The 14,005-nt window shown below is 66.8% G+C and carries 12 protein-coding genes; 6 read left to right on the forward strand and 6 right to left on the reverse strand.

The features are described 5' to 3' along the window. Positions 1–168 precede the first annotated feature (168 nt). From BMZ43_RS05645 to BMZ43_RS05660, 4 genes are all read left to right on the forward strand, one after another. The gene (locus tag BMZ43_RS05645) at positions 169–1,623 is read left to right on the forward strand and encodes an amino acid permease (protein ID WP_093250813.1); all 1,455 of its coding nucleotides are present in this window, start codon (positions 169–171) and stop codon (positions 1,621–1,623) included. Positions 1,624–1,709: 86 nt separating this feature from the next. Beyond that, a complete protein-coding gene (locus tag BMZ43_RS05650) occupies positions 1,710–2,588 on the forward strand; it encodes a GntR family transcriptional regulator (protein ID WP_064308629.1) in 879 nt (292 codons plus the stop codon). Between the two features lie 79 nt (positions 2,589–2,667). Further along, a complete protein-coding gene (yejK, locus tag BMZ43_RS05655) occupies positions 2,668–3,675 on the forward strand; it encodes a nucleoid-associated protein YejK (protein ID WP_017640943.1) in 1,008 nt (335 codons plus the stop codon). A gap of 164 nt (positions 3,676–3,839) precedes the next feature. Continuing rightward, a complete protein-coding gene (locus tag BMZ43_RS05660) occupies positions 3,840–4,277 on the forward strand; it encodes a hypothetical protein (protein WP_017640942.1) in 438 nt (145 codons plus the stop codon). 415 nt (positions 4,278–4,692) lie between these two features. Here BMZ43_RS05660 and BMZ43_RS05665 read toward each other — a convergent pair whose 3' ends face one another. Together BMZ43_RS05665 and BMZ43_RS05670 are read right to left on the reverse strand one after the other, a co-directional pair. Next, complete coding sequence (locus BMZ43_RS05665; RefSeq protein ID WP_256562874.1) at positions 4,693–5,598, reverse strand: hypothetical protein; 906 nt, start codon at positions 5,596–5,598, stop codon at positions 4,693–4,695. A gap of 122 nt (positions 5,599–5,720) precedes the next feature. Further along, positions 5,721–6,236 (reverse strand): dihydrofolate reductase, encoded by a 516-nt coding sequence (locus BMZ43_RS05670; protein WP_017640940.1) that lies wholly within the window; start codon positions 6,234–6,236, stop codon positions 5,721–5,723. An 81-nt stretch (positions 6,237–6,317) separates the two neighbouring features. Here BMZ43_RS05670 and BMZ43_RS05675 point away from each other — a divergent pair, with 81 nt between their 5' ends. Together BMZ43_RS05675 and BMZ43_RS05680 are read left to right on the forward strand one after the other, a co-directional pair. Further along, positions 6,318–7,706 carry a DUF2868 domain-containing protein gene (locus BMZ43_RS05675; protein WP_093250823.1) on the forward strand — a complete coding sequence of 463 codons (1,389 nt, stop codon included), beginning with the start codon at positions 6,318–6,320 and terminating at the stop codon, positions 7,704–7,706. Beyond that, positions 7,703–9,079, forward strand: coding sequence for a GTPase/DUF3482 domain-containing protein (locus tag BMZ43_RS05680; protein ID WP_093250827.1), 1,377 nt, complete (start codon positions 7,703–7,705; stop codon positions 9,077–9,079). Before BMZ43_RS05675 ends, BMZ43_RS05680 begins: the two co-directional genes overlap by 4 nt. Here the strand turns inward: BMZ43_RS05680 and BMZ43_RS05685 are convergent. From BMZ43_RS05685 to BMZ43_RS05700, 4 genes are all read right to left on the reverse strand, one after another. Next, entirely contained in the window at positions 9,076–9,969 is an 894-nt protein-coding gene (locus tag BMZ43_RS05685; protein WP_093250830.1) for a proline iminopeptidase-family hydrolase, read from the reverse strand. The two genes, BMZ43_RS05680 and BMZ43_RS05685, sit on opposite strands and share 4 nt — an antisense overlap. Positions 9,970–11,001: 1,032 nt before the next feature. After that, on the reverse strand, positions 11,002–11,163 hold the full coding sequence (locus BMZ43_RS05690) for a DUF2474 domain-containing protein (protein ID WP_017640936.1): 162 nt from the start codon (positions 11,161–11,163) through the stop codon (positions 11,002–11,004). Further along, the gene (gene cydB / locus BMZ43_RS05695) at positions 11,163–12,185 is read right to left on the reverse strand and encodes a cytochrome d ubiquinol oxidase subunit II (RefSeq protein ID WP_017640935.1); all 1,023 of its coding nucleotides are present in this window, start codon (positions 12,183–12,185) and stop codon (positions 11,163–11,165) included. The genes BMZ43_RS05690 and cydB overlap by 1 nt, the downstream gene beginning before the upstream one ends. After that, entirely contained in the window at positions 12,182–13,627 is a 1,446-nt protein-coding gene (locus tag BMZ43_RS05700) for a cytochrome ubiquinol oxidase subunit I (RefSeq protein WP_017640934.1), read from the reverse strand. The genes cydB and BMZ43_RS05700 overlap by 4 nt, the downstream gene beginning before the upstream one ends. Between the last annotated feature and the right edge of the window lie 378 nt (positions 13,628–14,005).

The following is a 14,005-nucleotide window of genomic DNA, read 5'->3' on the forward strand; positions in this document are numbered from 1 at the left end:
GACGACCGCCATCCCACCTGGCGCCCTTAGCCTGCTAAGCTTCGCCGCTTTTTTGCCACCTGCCCGTGCAGGTCGCCGCAGGCGGTGGGTTCACCGCCCTGCGCCCCATGACCGTGAATGGCCGCCAGAGCCAACGTCCGGCCCCTTCAACTGCCAGCTGGAAATTCCATGTCCACCGCCTCTCCGAGTCTGCAGCGCCGGCTCAAGCCCCGCCACCTCAACATGATCGCCATCGGCGGCTCCATCGGCACCGGCCTGTTCGTCGCCTCCGGCGCCACCGTGGCCACCGCCGGCCCGGGCGGCGCCCTGGCGGCCTATGCGCTGATCGGCCTGATGGTCTACTTCCTCATGACCAGCCTCGGCGAAATGGCCGCCTACCAGCCGGTGTCGGGCTCCTTTTCCATCTACGGCAGTCGCTTCGTCGAGGACGGCTTCGGCTTCGCCCTGGGCTGGAACTACTGGTACAACTGGGCGGTGACCATCGCCGCCGAACTGGTGGCGGCGCAGCTGGTAATGGGCTTCTGGTTTCCCGAGGTACCGGGGCTGATCTGGAGCGCGCTGTTTCTCGCGCTGATGTTCCTGCTCAATGCGGTGTCGGTGCGCGGCTTCGGCGAGAGCGAATTCTGGTTCGCGCTGATCAAGGTGGCCACCGTGGTGGTCTTCATCGGCCTGGGCCTGGCCGCCATTCTCGGCATCTTCAGCGGCATCGAGCCGCCGGGCCTGTCCGTGTTCACCCAGGGCGAGGCGCCCTTCGTCGGCGGCCTGCAGGCCATGGTCGGGGTGGCCATGATCGCCGGCTTTTCCTTCCAGGGCACCGAGCTGATCGGCATCGCCGCCGGTGAATCGGAGAATCCGCGCAAGAATGTACCCATCGCCATCCGCCAGGTGTTCTGGCGCATCCTGATGTTCTATGTGCTGGCGATCTTCGTCATCGGCATGCTGATTCCCTACACCGATCCGCGCCTCTTGCAGAACGATGCCACCGACGTTTCCGTCTCGCCGTTCACCCTGCTGTTCGAGCGCGCCGGCCTGGCCTTCGCCGCCAGCCTGATGAACGCGGTGATCCTCTCGGCGGTGCTCTCCGCCGGCACCTCGGGCATGTACGCCTCGACCCGGATGCTGCACAGCCTGGCCGAACAGGGCAAGGCGCCGCGCCTGTTCGCCCGCGTTTCGCGCAATGGCGTGCCGCGCAATGCCCTGCTGGCCACCACCGCGGTGGGCGCCCTGTGCTTCTTTACCTCGCTGGTGGACGACAAGGCCCTCTATGGCTGGCTGCTCAACACCTCGGGCATGTGCGGCTTCATCGCCTGGCTGGGCATCGCCGTCTCCCACTATCGCTTCCGCCAGGGCTACCTGGCCCAGGGTCGCCGCCTGGAAGACCTGCCCTACCGCGCCAAGCTGTTTCCCTTCGGGCCGCTGCTGGCCTTCGCCCTCTGCCTGGTGATCACCCTGGGGCAGAACTATGCCGCCCTGTTCGGGCCGAACGGCGTCGACTGGCTGGGCCTGGCCGCCACCTACATCAGCCTGCCGCTGTTTCTCGCCGTCTGGCTGGGCTACCGCTTCAAGCATCGGAGCCGCCTGGTGAAGATCAAGGACATGGACGTCAGTCCGAGCGGGGACTGAGCGACCGCCAGCGGGACCCACCGGCTGCGCCCGGCGGGTCCCGTGCTAGCATCCCGGATCTTTCCGATCGACTCGCCAGCGCTGCCATGGGCACCACCCTCGCCTCCCAACTGATTCCCGACATCCTCACCTACATCGCCTCGCACCAGCTGGCGGTCGGCACCCGGCTGCCCGAGCGCACCCTGGCCGAGCGGCTGCGGGTGTCGCGCTCGCCGGTGCGCAGCGCCCTGCAGCAGATGGCCGACCAGAGCCTGCTGGCGCGGCATCCCGAGGGCGGTTTCGCCGTGGCCGCCGCGGCCCTGGACGCCACGCCCCAGGCGCGCGAAGAGGTGTCCGCCAGCGAACGCCTGTACCTGACCATCGCCCGCGACCGCATCGAGGGCGAATTGCCGCTCAAGGTCACGGAAAACGAGCTGATCCGCCGCTACCAGGTCACCCGTGGGCAACTGGCCGATATCCTCAGGCGCATCGTCCAGGAAGGCTGGGCCGAGCGCCTGCCGGGCTACGGCTGGAGCTTCGTCGAAGGTCTCACCTCGCCCGATGCCTATGCCCAGAGCTATGCCTTCCGCCTGCTGATCGAACCGGCCGGCATCCGCGACGCCGACTTCACCCTGGATGCCGGAGAATTGCGCCGCTGCCGCGACGAGCAGGCGCTGCTGGCCGCAGGCCGGGTGTTCGAGGCCTCGCCCGCGGAAATCTTCGACGCCAACACCCGCCTGCACGAGACCATCGCCCGCTGCTCGGGCAATGCCTTCATCCTTGATGCGCTGCGCCGGCTCAATCGCCTGCGCCGCTTGATCGAGTACCAGAAGTCGGTGGATCGCCAGCAGGCCCAGCGCCGCTGCCAGGAACATCTGCAGCTGATCGATCTGCTGCTGGAGGGCCGCCGCGAAGAGGCCGCGACCTTCATGACCCGCCACCTGGGCAACGCGCTGCAGGAAAAGCAGGCCACGGCGGCGCGCTGAGCCTGCGGCGCCCAGGGCCTGCCCGCCAGGGCGCGGGGGCGTTAGACTGGCGGACTTTTCTCCGTTACCCGAGGCCGTCATGCCGATCCGTCACGCCATCGTCCATCTGATCGACAAGAAGCCCGACGGCCAGCCCGCGACCCTGCACGCGCGGGACGCCGAACTGGCCGACTCCCAGGCCATCGAGAATCTGCTGGCCGATCTCAATGACAGCTACAACGCCAAGCCCAACAAGGCCTGGGGCCTGTTCCACGAGGAATCCGGCGCCTATCCCTTGAGCGGCTGGCTCCATGCCTACCTGGAAGGCGAGCAGGACTTCGTCGCCTTCAGTCGCCAGGCGGTGGAGCATCTCAAGGGGCTGATGGAGAGCAGCAACCTTTCCACCGGCGGCCATGTGCTGTTCGCCCAGTACCAGCAGGGCATGACCGACTACCTGAGCATCGCCCTGCTGCACCACAGCGAGGGGGTGACCGTCACCGAGAGCCTGGAAGTCGCCCCGGCCAAGCACCTGGACCTGGGCCAGCTGCACCTGGCGGCGCGCATCAACCTCTCGGAATGGCGCAACAACAAGCAGTCGCGCCAGTACATCTCCTTTATCCGCGGCAAGGGCGGCAAGAAGGTCTCGGACTACTTCCGCGACTTCATCGGTTGCCAGGAAGGCGTCGACGCCAAGGGCGAGACCCGCACCCTGCTCAAGGCCTTCAGCGACTACGTGGAAAGCGAGGACCTGCCCGAAGAAGCCGCCAAGGAAAAGACCGATACCCTGGTGGACTACGCCAGCAGCCAGGCCAAGCGCGGCGAACCCATGGCCCTGGACGCCCTTTCCGAGCTGATGGACGACCAGGCCCCGCGCGCCTTCTACGACTACATCCGCAACAAGGATTACGGCCTGGCGCCGGAGATCCCGGCGGACAAGCGCACCCTCAATCAATTCCGCCGCTTCACCGGTCGCGCCGAAGGCCTGTCGATCAGCTTCGAAGCGCACCTGCTGGGTTCGCGCATCGAATACGACGAAGGCCAGGATCTGCTGATCATTCGCGAGGTGCCGACCCAGCTCAAGGACCAGCTCAAGCGGCGTAATGACTAGCCTGAGCGCAGCGAGCACGGTCATCCGCGAATGACCGTCGAGCCTCCTGGACACCTGGGGTTGCAAACGCGATCACCGATCGGGCGCCCCCGGCTGGACAGTGGCCGGCCAAAGGGGGCACAAGATGTCCCTTCTTTTCCTTATCTGCCGAAAAAGTCGAAACCATGAGCCAGTACCCCTTCGAACGCCGCATCGTCATCACCCTGCAATCGAACAATGAACTGACGCTCGACGCCGCCCTCGACCAGGCCGTGTCGCGCATCAAGCAGGGCGAGACCCACGGTGGCGACGAAGGCCTGGCCACCGCCTACAGCTTCCATGTGGACACCGTGGCCGAAGGCCCCTCCGGCCCGGTGGACCTGGGCGAATACCTGGGCCGCCCGGCGACCAAGGCCGAGCAGAGCGTGGTGGACGCCGGCGTGGTCCCGCGCTTCCGTCTGGGCCAGACGGTGGCCGTGCAGGTCGGCAATGGCGAACCCAAGCCCAGCAGCATCCAGGAAGTGCGCCTCTTTCCCCAGGTGGAAGGCCCCTGCTGGTTGTACCTGGTGGAAGAACGCGTCCATCGCGACTACCTGCCGGCGAAGAAACTGCGGGCGATCTGAGGTCAGCTTGGTGTTGAACTTCGCTGCGCTCAACCCAGCCTACCGACCCGTAGGTTGGGTTGAGACGGCTCCATCGTCGAAGCCCAACAGATAGACCTGAGCGCCACGATGTTGGGCTTCGCTGGCGCTCAGCGCCAACCTACTGACCCGTAGGTTGGGTTGAGACGGCTTCATCGTCGAAGCCCAACAGATAGACCTGAGCGCCACGATGTTGGGCTTCGCTGGCGCTCAGCGCCAACCTACCGACCCGTAGGTTGGGCTGAGACGGCTTCATCGTCGAAGCCCAACAGATAGACCTGAGCGCCACGATGTTGGGCTTCGCTGGCGCTCAGCGCTAACCTACTGCGCCGTAGGTTGGGTTGAGACGGTTTCATCGTCGAAGCCCAACAAGCAGGCCCTAGCCCAACAGCCCCACTCAACCGAACGCGGCGATCTGCCGATAGAGCGACAGCGCCGGCGCGGCCGTCGTGCCGGTCATCTGGGTGAGGATACTGCCATCCAGCGCGGTGTTTGCCCCTGCGCCCTGTTCGTCCACCGGCAGCACCGTCCACTGGGGTGCACCATCGGCACCGGTGCTGACGTTGAAGGTCGGCGCCGACAACTGGGCGGTTTCCTGGGCGGCAGCGGTCGCCACGCCGCCGGGACTCAGGCCGTCGATGAGCTGGCTGCTCAACTGATTGGGTTGCCAATCCGGCATACCGGGATTCAGCGTACCGAGGATACCGGCGTCTTCCGTGGCGGCGGGAGCCCAGTTCCAGGACGCGGCACCCTGCTCCTGCGGGGAGAGCCCGGAGAAGGCCACGTTGGCCGCATCGGTGCCACGCTGCGCGCCTTCGAAATAGGCGAGCTGACGTTCAGCCGAAGTGAAGGTGCCCGAATCGTCGCTGGCGATACGCGTCAGGCTGTCGCTGTCCAGGTTGGCGAAAGGATCCTGGGTGGAGGCGTCGGCATAGCGACTGTCGTCATGGTAATAGCTCACCAAGAGGTGATTGGCCGCCTGCTTCGCCAACTGGATACGGTCGGGACTGGCCCCCTCGGGCAGCTCGCCGAGCACGGCGGCGTCGGTACCCTGGCTGCGGATCTGTTGCTGGAGGATCTGCATGAAACCGTCGAGATCGCTGTTACCGTTCGACTGGCCCGGCAACAGCCTGGCAATGAGCTGGGCGGCGGGCGACAGGTCCACCGCGACATCGGTGCCGGCTTGGGTTCCCCCCGCGCTGGCGGAATCGGCGGCGGGTGCGCCCTGATTGCCGGTAGCGCTCGGATTGGCAGGCTGAGTCCCTGCCATTGCCGTCGAAGTCTGGCTGTCGATCGCCCTCATGGTCGTGCCCTCCGGCCGCCCAGGCGGCCTGCCTCAGCGTCTTTATGCCACACCCGTCTTAGGTTTTACTTAAGGTCGGAACAATGACCAGAGCTAGGCGGGAAGGCTGCAGGCGACCGCCCCTAGGCCCGGCGCTCCCAGACCTCGCAGGCATAGGCCGGACGATCGTCCTCGGCCGCGTGTTCCTGGCGCGAGACAAGCTGCCAGTCGCTCTCCTGCCATGGGGGAAAGAAGACATCGCCTTGCGGCGCCAGGGCAACTCGGGTCAGGTAGAGGCGCTGCGCCTGGGGCAGGGCGTCGGCGAACAGCTGGGCGCCGCCGATCAGCATGATCTCGGCTGCCTGGTGCTCAAGGGCCCAGGCCTCGGCGCGCTCGACCGCAGCGGCCAGCGACGTCCGCACCTCGGCACCTTCGGCCACCAGATCAGTCTGACGGGAGACCACCAGATTCAGCCGACCCGGCAACGGGCGGCCCAGGGAATCCCAGGTCTTGCGACCCATGACCAGCGGCTTGCCGAGGGTCACGGCCTTGAAATACTTGAGCTCCGCCGGCAGGTGCCAGGGGAGACGATTGTCGATGCCGATGACGCCGTTGTCGGCCACGGCGACGATCAGGCTCAGGGGAAGAGAGGTTTTCATGGTGACAGAGCATAACAGAGGCGTTAACAGCCGGGGCGCCAGGGACTATCCTCGGCGTTTTTGCCGCAAGGGCACCGACGCGTGACCGCAACCCCCTCCCCCGCCTTCGAAGATCTCTGGCTGACCGAAGCTCTGCGCCTGACCGAGGAAGACAGCGGCCCGCTGGAAGACGCCGAGGCCAATCGCCAGGCACGAGCAGCCGGTGGTGCCTTCGAGACGCGCCTGGTGACCCGCGCCCGGCTGCTCGGCCAGCGTGACGGTCTGCTGGCCGCGCGGCGTCGCTGGCGCCAGGGTGCGGTGCTGGCCGCCTGGCTGCTGGGCATCGTGGCGCTGTTCTGCGGCGCTGGCCTCGCCGCTGGCGCCCTGGGTGACGGCAGTCGTCCGGTCAATGTGTTCTGGGCGCTGGGCAGTCTGCTCGGCCTCAATCTGCTCAGCCTGCTGGTCTGGGCCCTTGGCCTGCTGGGCGGTGGACGGCAACTGGCCTCACCGCTGGCGCGACTCTGGTTGTGGCTCTCCGGCCGCCTGGCGCGGGATGCCCGAGCCCTGCACCTGGGGCCGGCACTGGTCGGGCTGCTGGGTCGCGCGCGGCTGCTGCCCTGGGCCCTGGGCGGCCTGGTGCACGGCCTCTGGCTGCTGATCCTCGGCAGTGCCCTGGCAACCCTGCTGGCACTGCTCTCCGGACGCAGCTATCTGTTCGTCTGGGAGACCACCCTGCTCGGCAGCGACACCTTCGTGCTGCTGACCCAGGTGCTGGGCGCCCTGCCCCAGCTGCTGGGCTTTCCCCTGCCCGACCCGGCCAGCATCGCCGCCAGCGGCGATGCCGCCAGCCCCCTGGCCACAGCGCGCCAGGCCTGGGCCGGCTGGCTGCTGGGCGTGGTGCTGGTCTATGGCCTGCTGCCACGGCTGCTGCTGACCCTGCTCTGCCTGTGGCGCTGGCGGCGCGGGCGCGGGCGCCTGCGGCTGGACGTGGAACGCCCCGGCTATCTGCACCTGCGCGAACGCCTGCTGCCGACCAGCGAACGCCTGGGCGTGAATGACGCCGCTCCCGCCCACCTGCCCCAGCAGGACGCCGGTGGCCTCGCCCGCACCGGCGACGAGGCGCTGCTGGTGGGTCTCGAACTCACCGACCACACCTGGCCGCCGCCACTGCCCGAGGGCGTGCGTGACGCCGGCGTGCTCGACGACGGCCAGGGCCGCCGTCATCTGCTCGAACAGCTGACCCGCTATCCGGCGCGCCGCCTGCTGATCGCCTGCGATCCCCGCCGCTCGCCGGATCGCGGTACCCTGACGCTGTTGGCGGAATTGTCGCGCTGCGCCACGGCGACCCGCGTCTGGCTATTGCCCGCGCCCCTGGGTGGCAAGCTCGATCCGGTCCGCCTGGACGACTGGCGCCAGGCACTGGACGCCCTGCGTCTGGCACACTGCGAGGGCGATCTCGAAGAACTGGCCTGGCTGGAGACGAATCCATGAGCGGCCCCCTGCGCCTGGCGCTGGTCGGCCATACCAATGTCGGCAAGACCTCGCTACTGCGCACCCTGACCCGCGACGTCGACTTCGGCGAGGTCTCCCATCGCCCCAGCACCACCCGTCATGTCGAGGGCGCACGCCTGTCGGTGGATGGCGAGGCCCTGCTGGAGCTCTACGACACGCCCGGCCTGGAAGACGCCATCGCCCTGCGCGACTACCTGGAGCAGCTGGAAAGACCCGGCGAACGCCTGGACGCCGCCACCCTGCTCGATCGCTTTCTCGACAGCGTGGAAGCCCGCCAGAGATTCGAGCAGGAGGCCAAGGTGATCCGCCAGCTGCGCGCCTCCGATGCCGGGCTCTATGTGATCGACGCCCGCGAGCCGGTGCTGGCCAAGTACCGCGACGAACTGGCGGTGCTGGCTGGTTGCGGGCGGCCGCTGGTGCCGGTGCTCAACTTCGTCGCCGCCGACGGTCACCGCGCCGACGACTGGCGCGCCACCCTGGCCCGTCTCGGCCTGCACGCCCTGGTGCGCTTCGACAGCGTCGCCCCGCCGGCGGATGGCGAGGCGCGTCTCTATGAAAGCCTGGCGACCCTGCTGGAAAGCGGCCGCCCGGCGCTGCAACGGCTGATCGCCGACCATGCCGAACAGGCCCGCCGGCGCCATCAGCAAGGCGTGCGGCTGATCGCTGAATTGCTGGTGGACGCCGCCGCTGCCCGGCGCAGCGTGGCGCCCGGCGAAGCCGAGGTGAGCAACGCGACCGCCGAATTGCGCGATGCCCTGCGCAGCCGCGAACAACGCTGCGTGGAAGAACTCCTGCGGCTGTTCGGCTTTCGCCCGGGCGACGCCCATGCCAGCGACCTGCCACTGCTGGACGGCCGCTGGGGCGATGACCTGTTCAATCCGGAAACCCTGCGCCTGCTGGGCATTCGGCTGGGCGGCGGGGTGGCGGCCGGTGCCGCGGCGGGGGTCGGTCTCGACCTGCTCGCCGGTGGCCTGACCCTGGGCGCCGCCACGGTACTGGGCGCCCTGGCCGGCGGCCTGGCACAGACCGGCGGCCACTATGGCCGACGACTGTTCGGCAAGCTGCGCGGCGGGCGGGAGCTGTCCATCGACGATGCCGTGCTGCGCCTGCTGGCGCTACGGCAGCGTCAGCTATTGGCGGCGCTGGAAATTCGCGGCCACGCCGCCCAGGGCGCCATCGAAGTGGCCGCGCCTGACGAGCAGCGCTGGCGCGAAGGCAAGCTGCCCGCCGCCGTGCAGGTGGCCCGGGCCCATCCGGAATGGTCGGCGCTCAATCCGCGGTCGCGCCTGCAGGCCGACGACCGCCAGACCCGCATCGACGAGATCGCCGCGGCCCTCGACGCCGAGGCCTAGCGGCCTTCCACCTCGGCGAGAAAGATCGCCACGGTGGCCATGCAGGCCTCGCGTTCTTCCACGTGGGGCATGTGGCTGGAATTCTCGAAGATGCGCCAGCGCACGTCCGGGATGAGCCGATCGAAGGGCTCCACACAGGCCGGCGTGGCCTCATCGTGACGCCCGGAGATCAGCAGTGTCGGCACCTGGATCCGCGCCAGCCGCTCGATCACGCTCCAGTCCCGCAGACTGCCGATGACATGGAATTCGGTGGGGCCGTTCATGGCGTGGTAGACGGTGGGATCGGCGTCGATGGCGGCGAAGGTCCGCGCCACCTCGGCCGGCAGCGGCTGCACCCGGCAGACATGGCGGGCATAGAAGACCTGGCTGGCGGCGCGGTACTCCAGCGAGTCGGTCGTGCCGGCGGCCTCGTGTCGCGCCAGGGTGGCCTGCACCTCGAGCGGCAATTCGGCCCGCAGCCCAGCCGCCGCCTCGCGCCAGAGCGCCATGGACGCAGGCGAATTGGAGATGATCAGCCCCCGCAGCCCTGCCGGCTGCCGTACCCCATGCTCAGCGACGAGCATCCCGCCCCAGGATTGGCCGAGCAGCACGTACTGGTCGATACCCAGGTGGCGCAGCAGGTTGTTCAGTTCGTCGAGAAACAACGCCACCGTCCAGAATCCCGGATCGATCCCCCGCAGGTGGGTGGAACGGCCATTGCCCAGTTGGTCGTAATGCACCACCGGCCAGCCGTGCTCGGCCAGGTCCTTGAAGCTGTCGACATAGTCGTGCGTGCAGCCGGGTCCGCCATGGGCCACCACCAGCGGCAACCGTCCACTGGCCAGGTCGCCGGTGACCCGGTACCAGGTCTGGTGGCCCTGGAAATCGGCGTAGCCTTCTTGAACCTGCATGGATGCCTTCCTCGTCTGGATGGGAACGGGGTCAGGCTAGCGGGTAGGTGGGAAGGGGATAACTGGGAAAAGTTGTAGGTTTGGGGAGTTTGGCTGATTCGCGGAACCAATGGATTCCCTGTGCTGATGGTCCCTGTGCGCCGGATGCCTCCTCCACGCTAGACAGCCCCCTCTCCCGCTTGCGAGGGAGGGTTGGGATGGGGGCCATTAGGCCAGGTCATCAAGCTGATTCACGGCGTGCTCGGATAGCTCTCGTTCCGCCCTCGCCGGGCGGGTCACTTTTTGCAGTCGCGCAAAAAGTAACCAAAAACGCTCGCCCCAACTAGCCGGTCCTGCGCGTTGCGCAGGATGCCCTCACGTCAGCGCCGCTCCAGCGGGCCGGGGCCGAAGGGCCGTCCTGGCCCTCGGCCCCTTTCGCGGCATCCATACCGCTCACCCGCTTCCTCGACACTAACGTTCGGCCGGCCAGACGGGGCACTGGAGTGCCCGCTGAAAGTTTAGGGTTATTCAAGCGGTTTTAAGACGTTGGCTAACGCTTGCTACTTGCCATGCCTATTGAATGAAAGGCACGAGGACATTACGTAACACGCCAGGCTAACCAGCTTTTAAAAAGATACTTCCAGCCGGCACCCAAGCGCCCTGTTCAGTAGGCCGAACGCAGCCGCTCTGGAGGTGGGTGAGCGGCAGGGATGCCGCGAAAGGCGTCGAGGGCCAGGACGGCCCTTCGACGGCGGCCCGCCGGAAGAGCGGCGGAGCGAGGGGACCCGGAGCGCAGCGTAGGGCCGGATGACCAGGGCAAGCGTTTTTGGTTACTTTTTTGGCGACTGCAAAAAGTAACCCGCCCGGCGGGGGCGGAACAAAAGCTTACCGAGTACACCGTAAATCAGCTTGGCGATCCGAACAGATATAAGCGTACTCCCCCACAAGCGGGAGAGGGGGTAATCTGGTGTGCGGGATAAGTTTCCTACGCAAGTACAAGCTCCTGCGTAGGGTGGATGACGGCGCAGCCTCATCCACCGACACATGGAAGGGTCAGTGCGACTTGAGCCCCGCCGCCGTCAGCACCAATCTCAGCACCCAGGCCACCACGCCGAGCGCCACCAGGCTGCAGGCCCAGATGCCGGCCATCCAGGCCAGCCGCTGCCAGAGCGGCTTGTTGTCCGCGGGGTTAGGTTCGCGCGAGCGGCCGACCATCAGTGATAGCCCTCCCCCGCGCGGACCTTGCCGCGGAACACGTAGTAGCCCCAGAAGGTGTACATCAGGGTGATGGGGATGATGAACAGGGTGCCGATGAGCAGGAACAGCTGGCTCTGCGGCGGTGACGAAGCCTCCCAGATGGAAACGCCCGGCGGGATGATGTTCGGCCAGAGGCTGATGCCCAGGCCGCTGTAGCCGAGAAAGATCAACGCCAGGGTCAGCAGGAAGGGCGCATGGTGCGAGTCCTCGCGCAGGATGGCGCGCAGCAGGGCCAGGGTCACCACGCCCACCAGGATCGGTACCGGCAGGAACCAGACCAGATTGGGCATGCTGAACCAGCGGGCGGAGATGGCCGCCTGGCTCAGCGGGGTCCAGATGCTCACCACCGCGGTAAAGGCCAGCAGCAGGAACAGCAGCGGCTTGGTCAGGCGACGCATGGTGGCCTGCAGCGGGCCCTCGGTCTTCATGATCAGCCAGGTGCTGCCCAGCAGCGCATAGGCGGCGATGACGCCCAGGCCGCAGAACATCGAGAAGGGCGTCAGCCAGTCCAGCGGCCCGCCGACGTACTGGCGATTCTCCACCGGGAAGCCTTCGATGAAGGCGCCCAGGGCCACGCCCTGGCAGAAACTGGCCAGCAGCGAGCCGAAGATGAAGGACTTGTCCCACAGGGCTTCCTTGCCTTCCTGGACCTTGAAGCGGAATTCGAAGGCCACGCCGCGGAAGATCAGGCCGATCAGCATGAAGATCAGCGGCAGGTACAGGGCCGGCAGGATCACCGAGTAGGCCAGCGGGAAGGCGCCATAGAGCCCCGCCCCGCCGAGCACCAGCCAGGTCTCGTTGCCATCCCAGATGGGCGCCACGGTGTTCATCATGACGTCGCGATCTTCCTTGCCCTTGACGAAGGGGAAGAGGATGCCGATGCCCAGGTCGAAGCCGTCCATGACCACGTACATCATGAGACCGAAGATGATGATGATCGCCCAGATCAGCGGGAGGTCGATGCCAGGGATGCCGTTCATGTGCGGTCTCCGGTCAGCTGGTCATTGGGATTGTCTTCTTCCAGGCCGCCATCGGCGCCGGACAGCGGACGCTTGGGATGACGATCGGTGCCCGGGCCGCCGGAGGTGGGCAGGTCGCCTTCACCGGTGTGCGGACCCTTGCCGATCATGCGCAGGGCATAGAGGGTGCCGATGCCGAACACGGCGAAGTAGACCACCACGAAGGCCACCAGGGTGATGCTCAACTGGGTGACGCTGTGGTTGGATACCCCGTCCTTGGTGCGCAACAGGCCGTAGACGATCCACGGCTGGCGGCCCACCTCGGTGGTGAACCAGCCGGCCAGCAGGGCGATGAGGCCGACCGGGCCCATGCAGGTGACCAGGCGCAGGAAGCCGCGGGTCTCGTACAGCTTGCCGCGCCAGCGCAGCCAGGCGCTCCACAGACCGGCAGCGATCATCAGCATGCCCAGGGCGACCATGATGCGGAACGACCAGAACACCACATAGGCCGGCGGCCGGTCTTCCTTGGGGAAGTCCTTGAGCGCCGGGATCGGCTCGGTGAGGCTGTGCTTGAGGATCAGGCTGCCGAGCACCGGGATCTCCAGCTTGAAGCGGGTTTCCTCGCGCTCCATGTCCGGCCAGCCGAACAGGATCAGCGGAGTCGCTTCGCCCGGAGGATTCTCCCAGTGGCCCTCCATCGCGGCGATCTTGGCCGGCTGGTGCTCCAGGGTGTTGAGGCCATGGGCGTCGCCAACGAACGCCTGGATGGGCGCTACCAGCAGCGCCATCCACATGGCCATGGAGAACATCTTGCGCACCGCCGGGTTGTCGTTGCCGCGCAGCAGGTGCCAAGCCGCCGAGGCGCCGACCAGGAAGGCCACCGACAGGTAGGCGGCGATGGTCATGTGCGCCCAGCGGAAGGGGAACGACGGGTTGAAGATCACCGCCAGCCAGTCCACCGGGACGATGCGACCATCGACGATCTCGTAGCCACTCGGGGTGTGCATCCAGCTGTTGGACGACAGGATCCAGAAGGTTGACATCAGGGTGCCGATGGCGACCATGACCGTCGAGAAGAAGTGCAGGCCGCGGCCCACGCGATTCCAGCCGAACAGCATGACGCCGAGGAAGCCGGCTTCGATGAAGAAGGCGGTGAGCACCTCGTAGGTCAGCAGCGGACCGGTCACGGCGCCGGCATAGTCGGCGAAACCGCTCCAGTTGGTGCCGAACTCATAGGCCATCACCAGACCGGACACCACGCCCATGCCGAAGAAGATGGCGAAGATCTTCAGCCAGAAGTGATACAGATCCTTGTAGACATGGTTGTCGGTCTTCAGCCACAGCCCTTCGAGCACGGCGAGAAAGCTCGCGGTACCGATGGACAGCGCCGGGAAGACGATGTGGAAGGACACGGTGAAGGCGAACTGGATCCGGGCGAGATCCAGGGCTTCGAGGCCGAACATAGCTATTCCTCTCAGGCACGCCGGCCGTCGAGAGCAGCCGGTCGAGTTGACGCTGACCGAGGTTCGAACCTCCGGCGTCGCCTGGGGTTCTAGCGGGACGCTAAAAAGGCGGCGCCGCTGCTAGCCCAAAGGGCCAGGTCGGAAGCTGACGTGGATCAACGTCAGGCTTTAGAATAGTCCTCCTGGATACATTTGCTTACGTGGTTCGATGTCGCATCGGGCAGGCTGTCGCACCCCAAGGGCGGTGTTTCGGCAGTCACCTGCGTCATTTGGGCGGTGCTTTTTGCTTCTGGACGTCGTGGCCACGCCTCGCCATACCTCTGCCATGCCGCGTCGTCGCGTATGGCCCCATGGCCGCGCCGAACCGCAAGAATCACT

Source organism: Pseudomonas sp. Snoq117.2 (genome assembly GCF_900110545.1).
In the GTDB taxonomy this organism is placed as follows: domain Bacteria; phylum Pseudomonadota; class Gammaproteobacteria; order Pseudomonadales; family Pseudomonadaceae; genus Chryseomonas; species Chryseomonas benzopyrenica.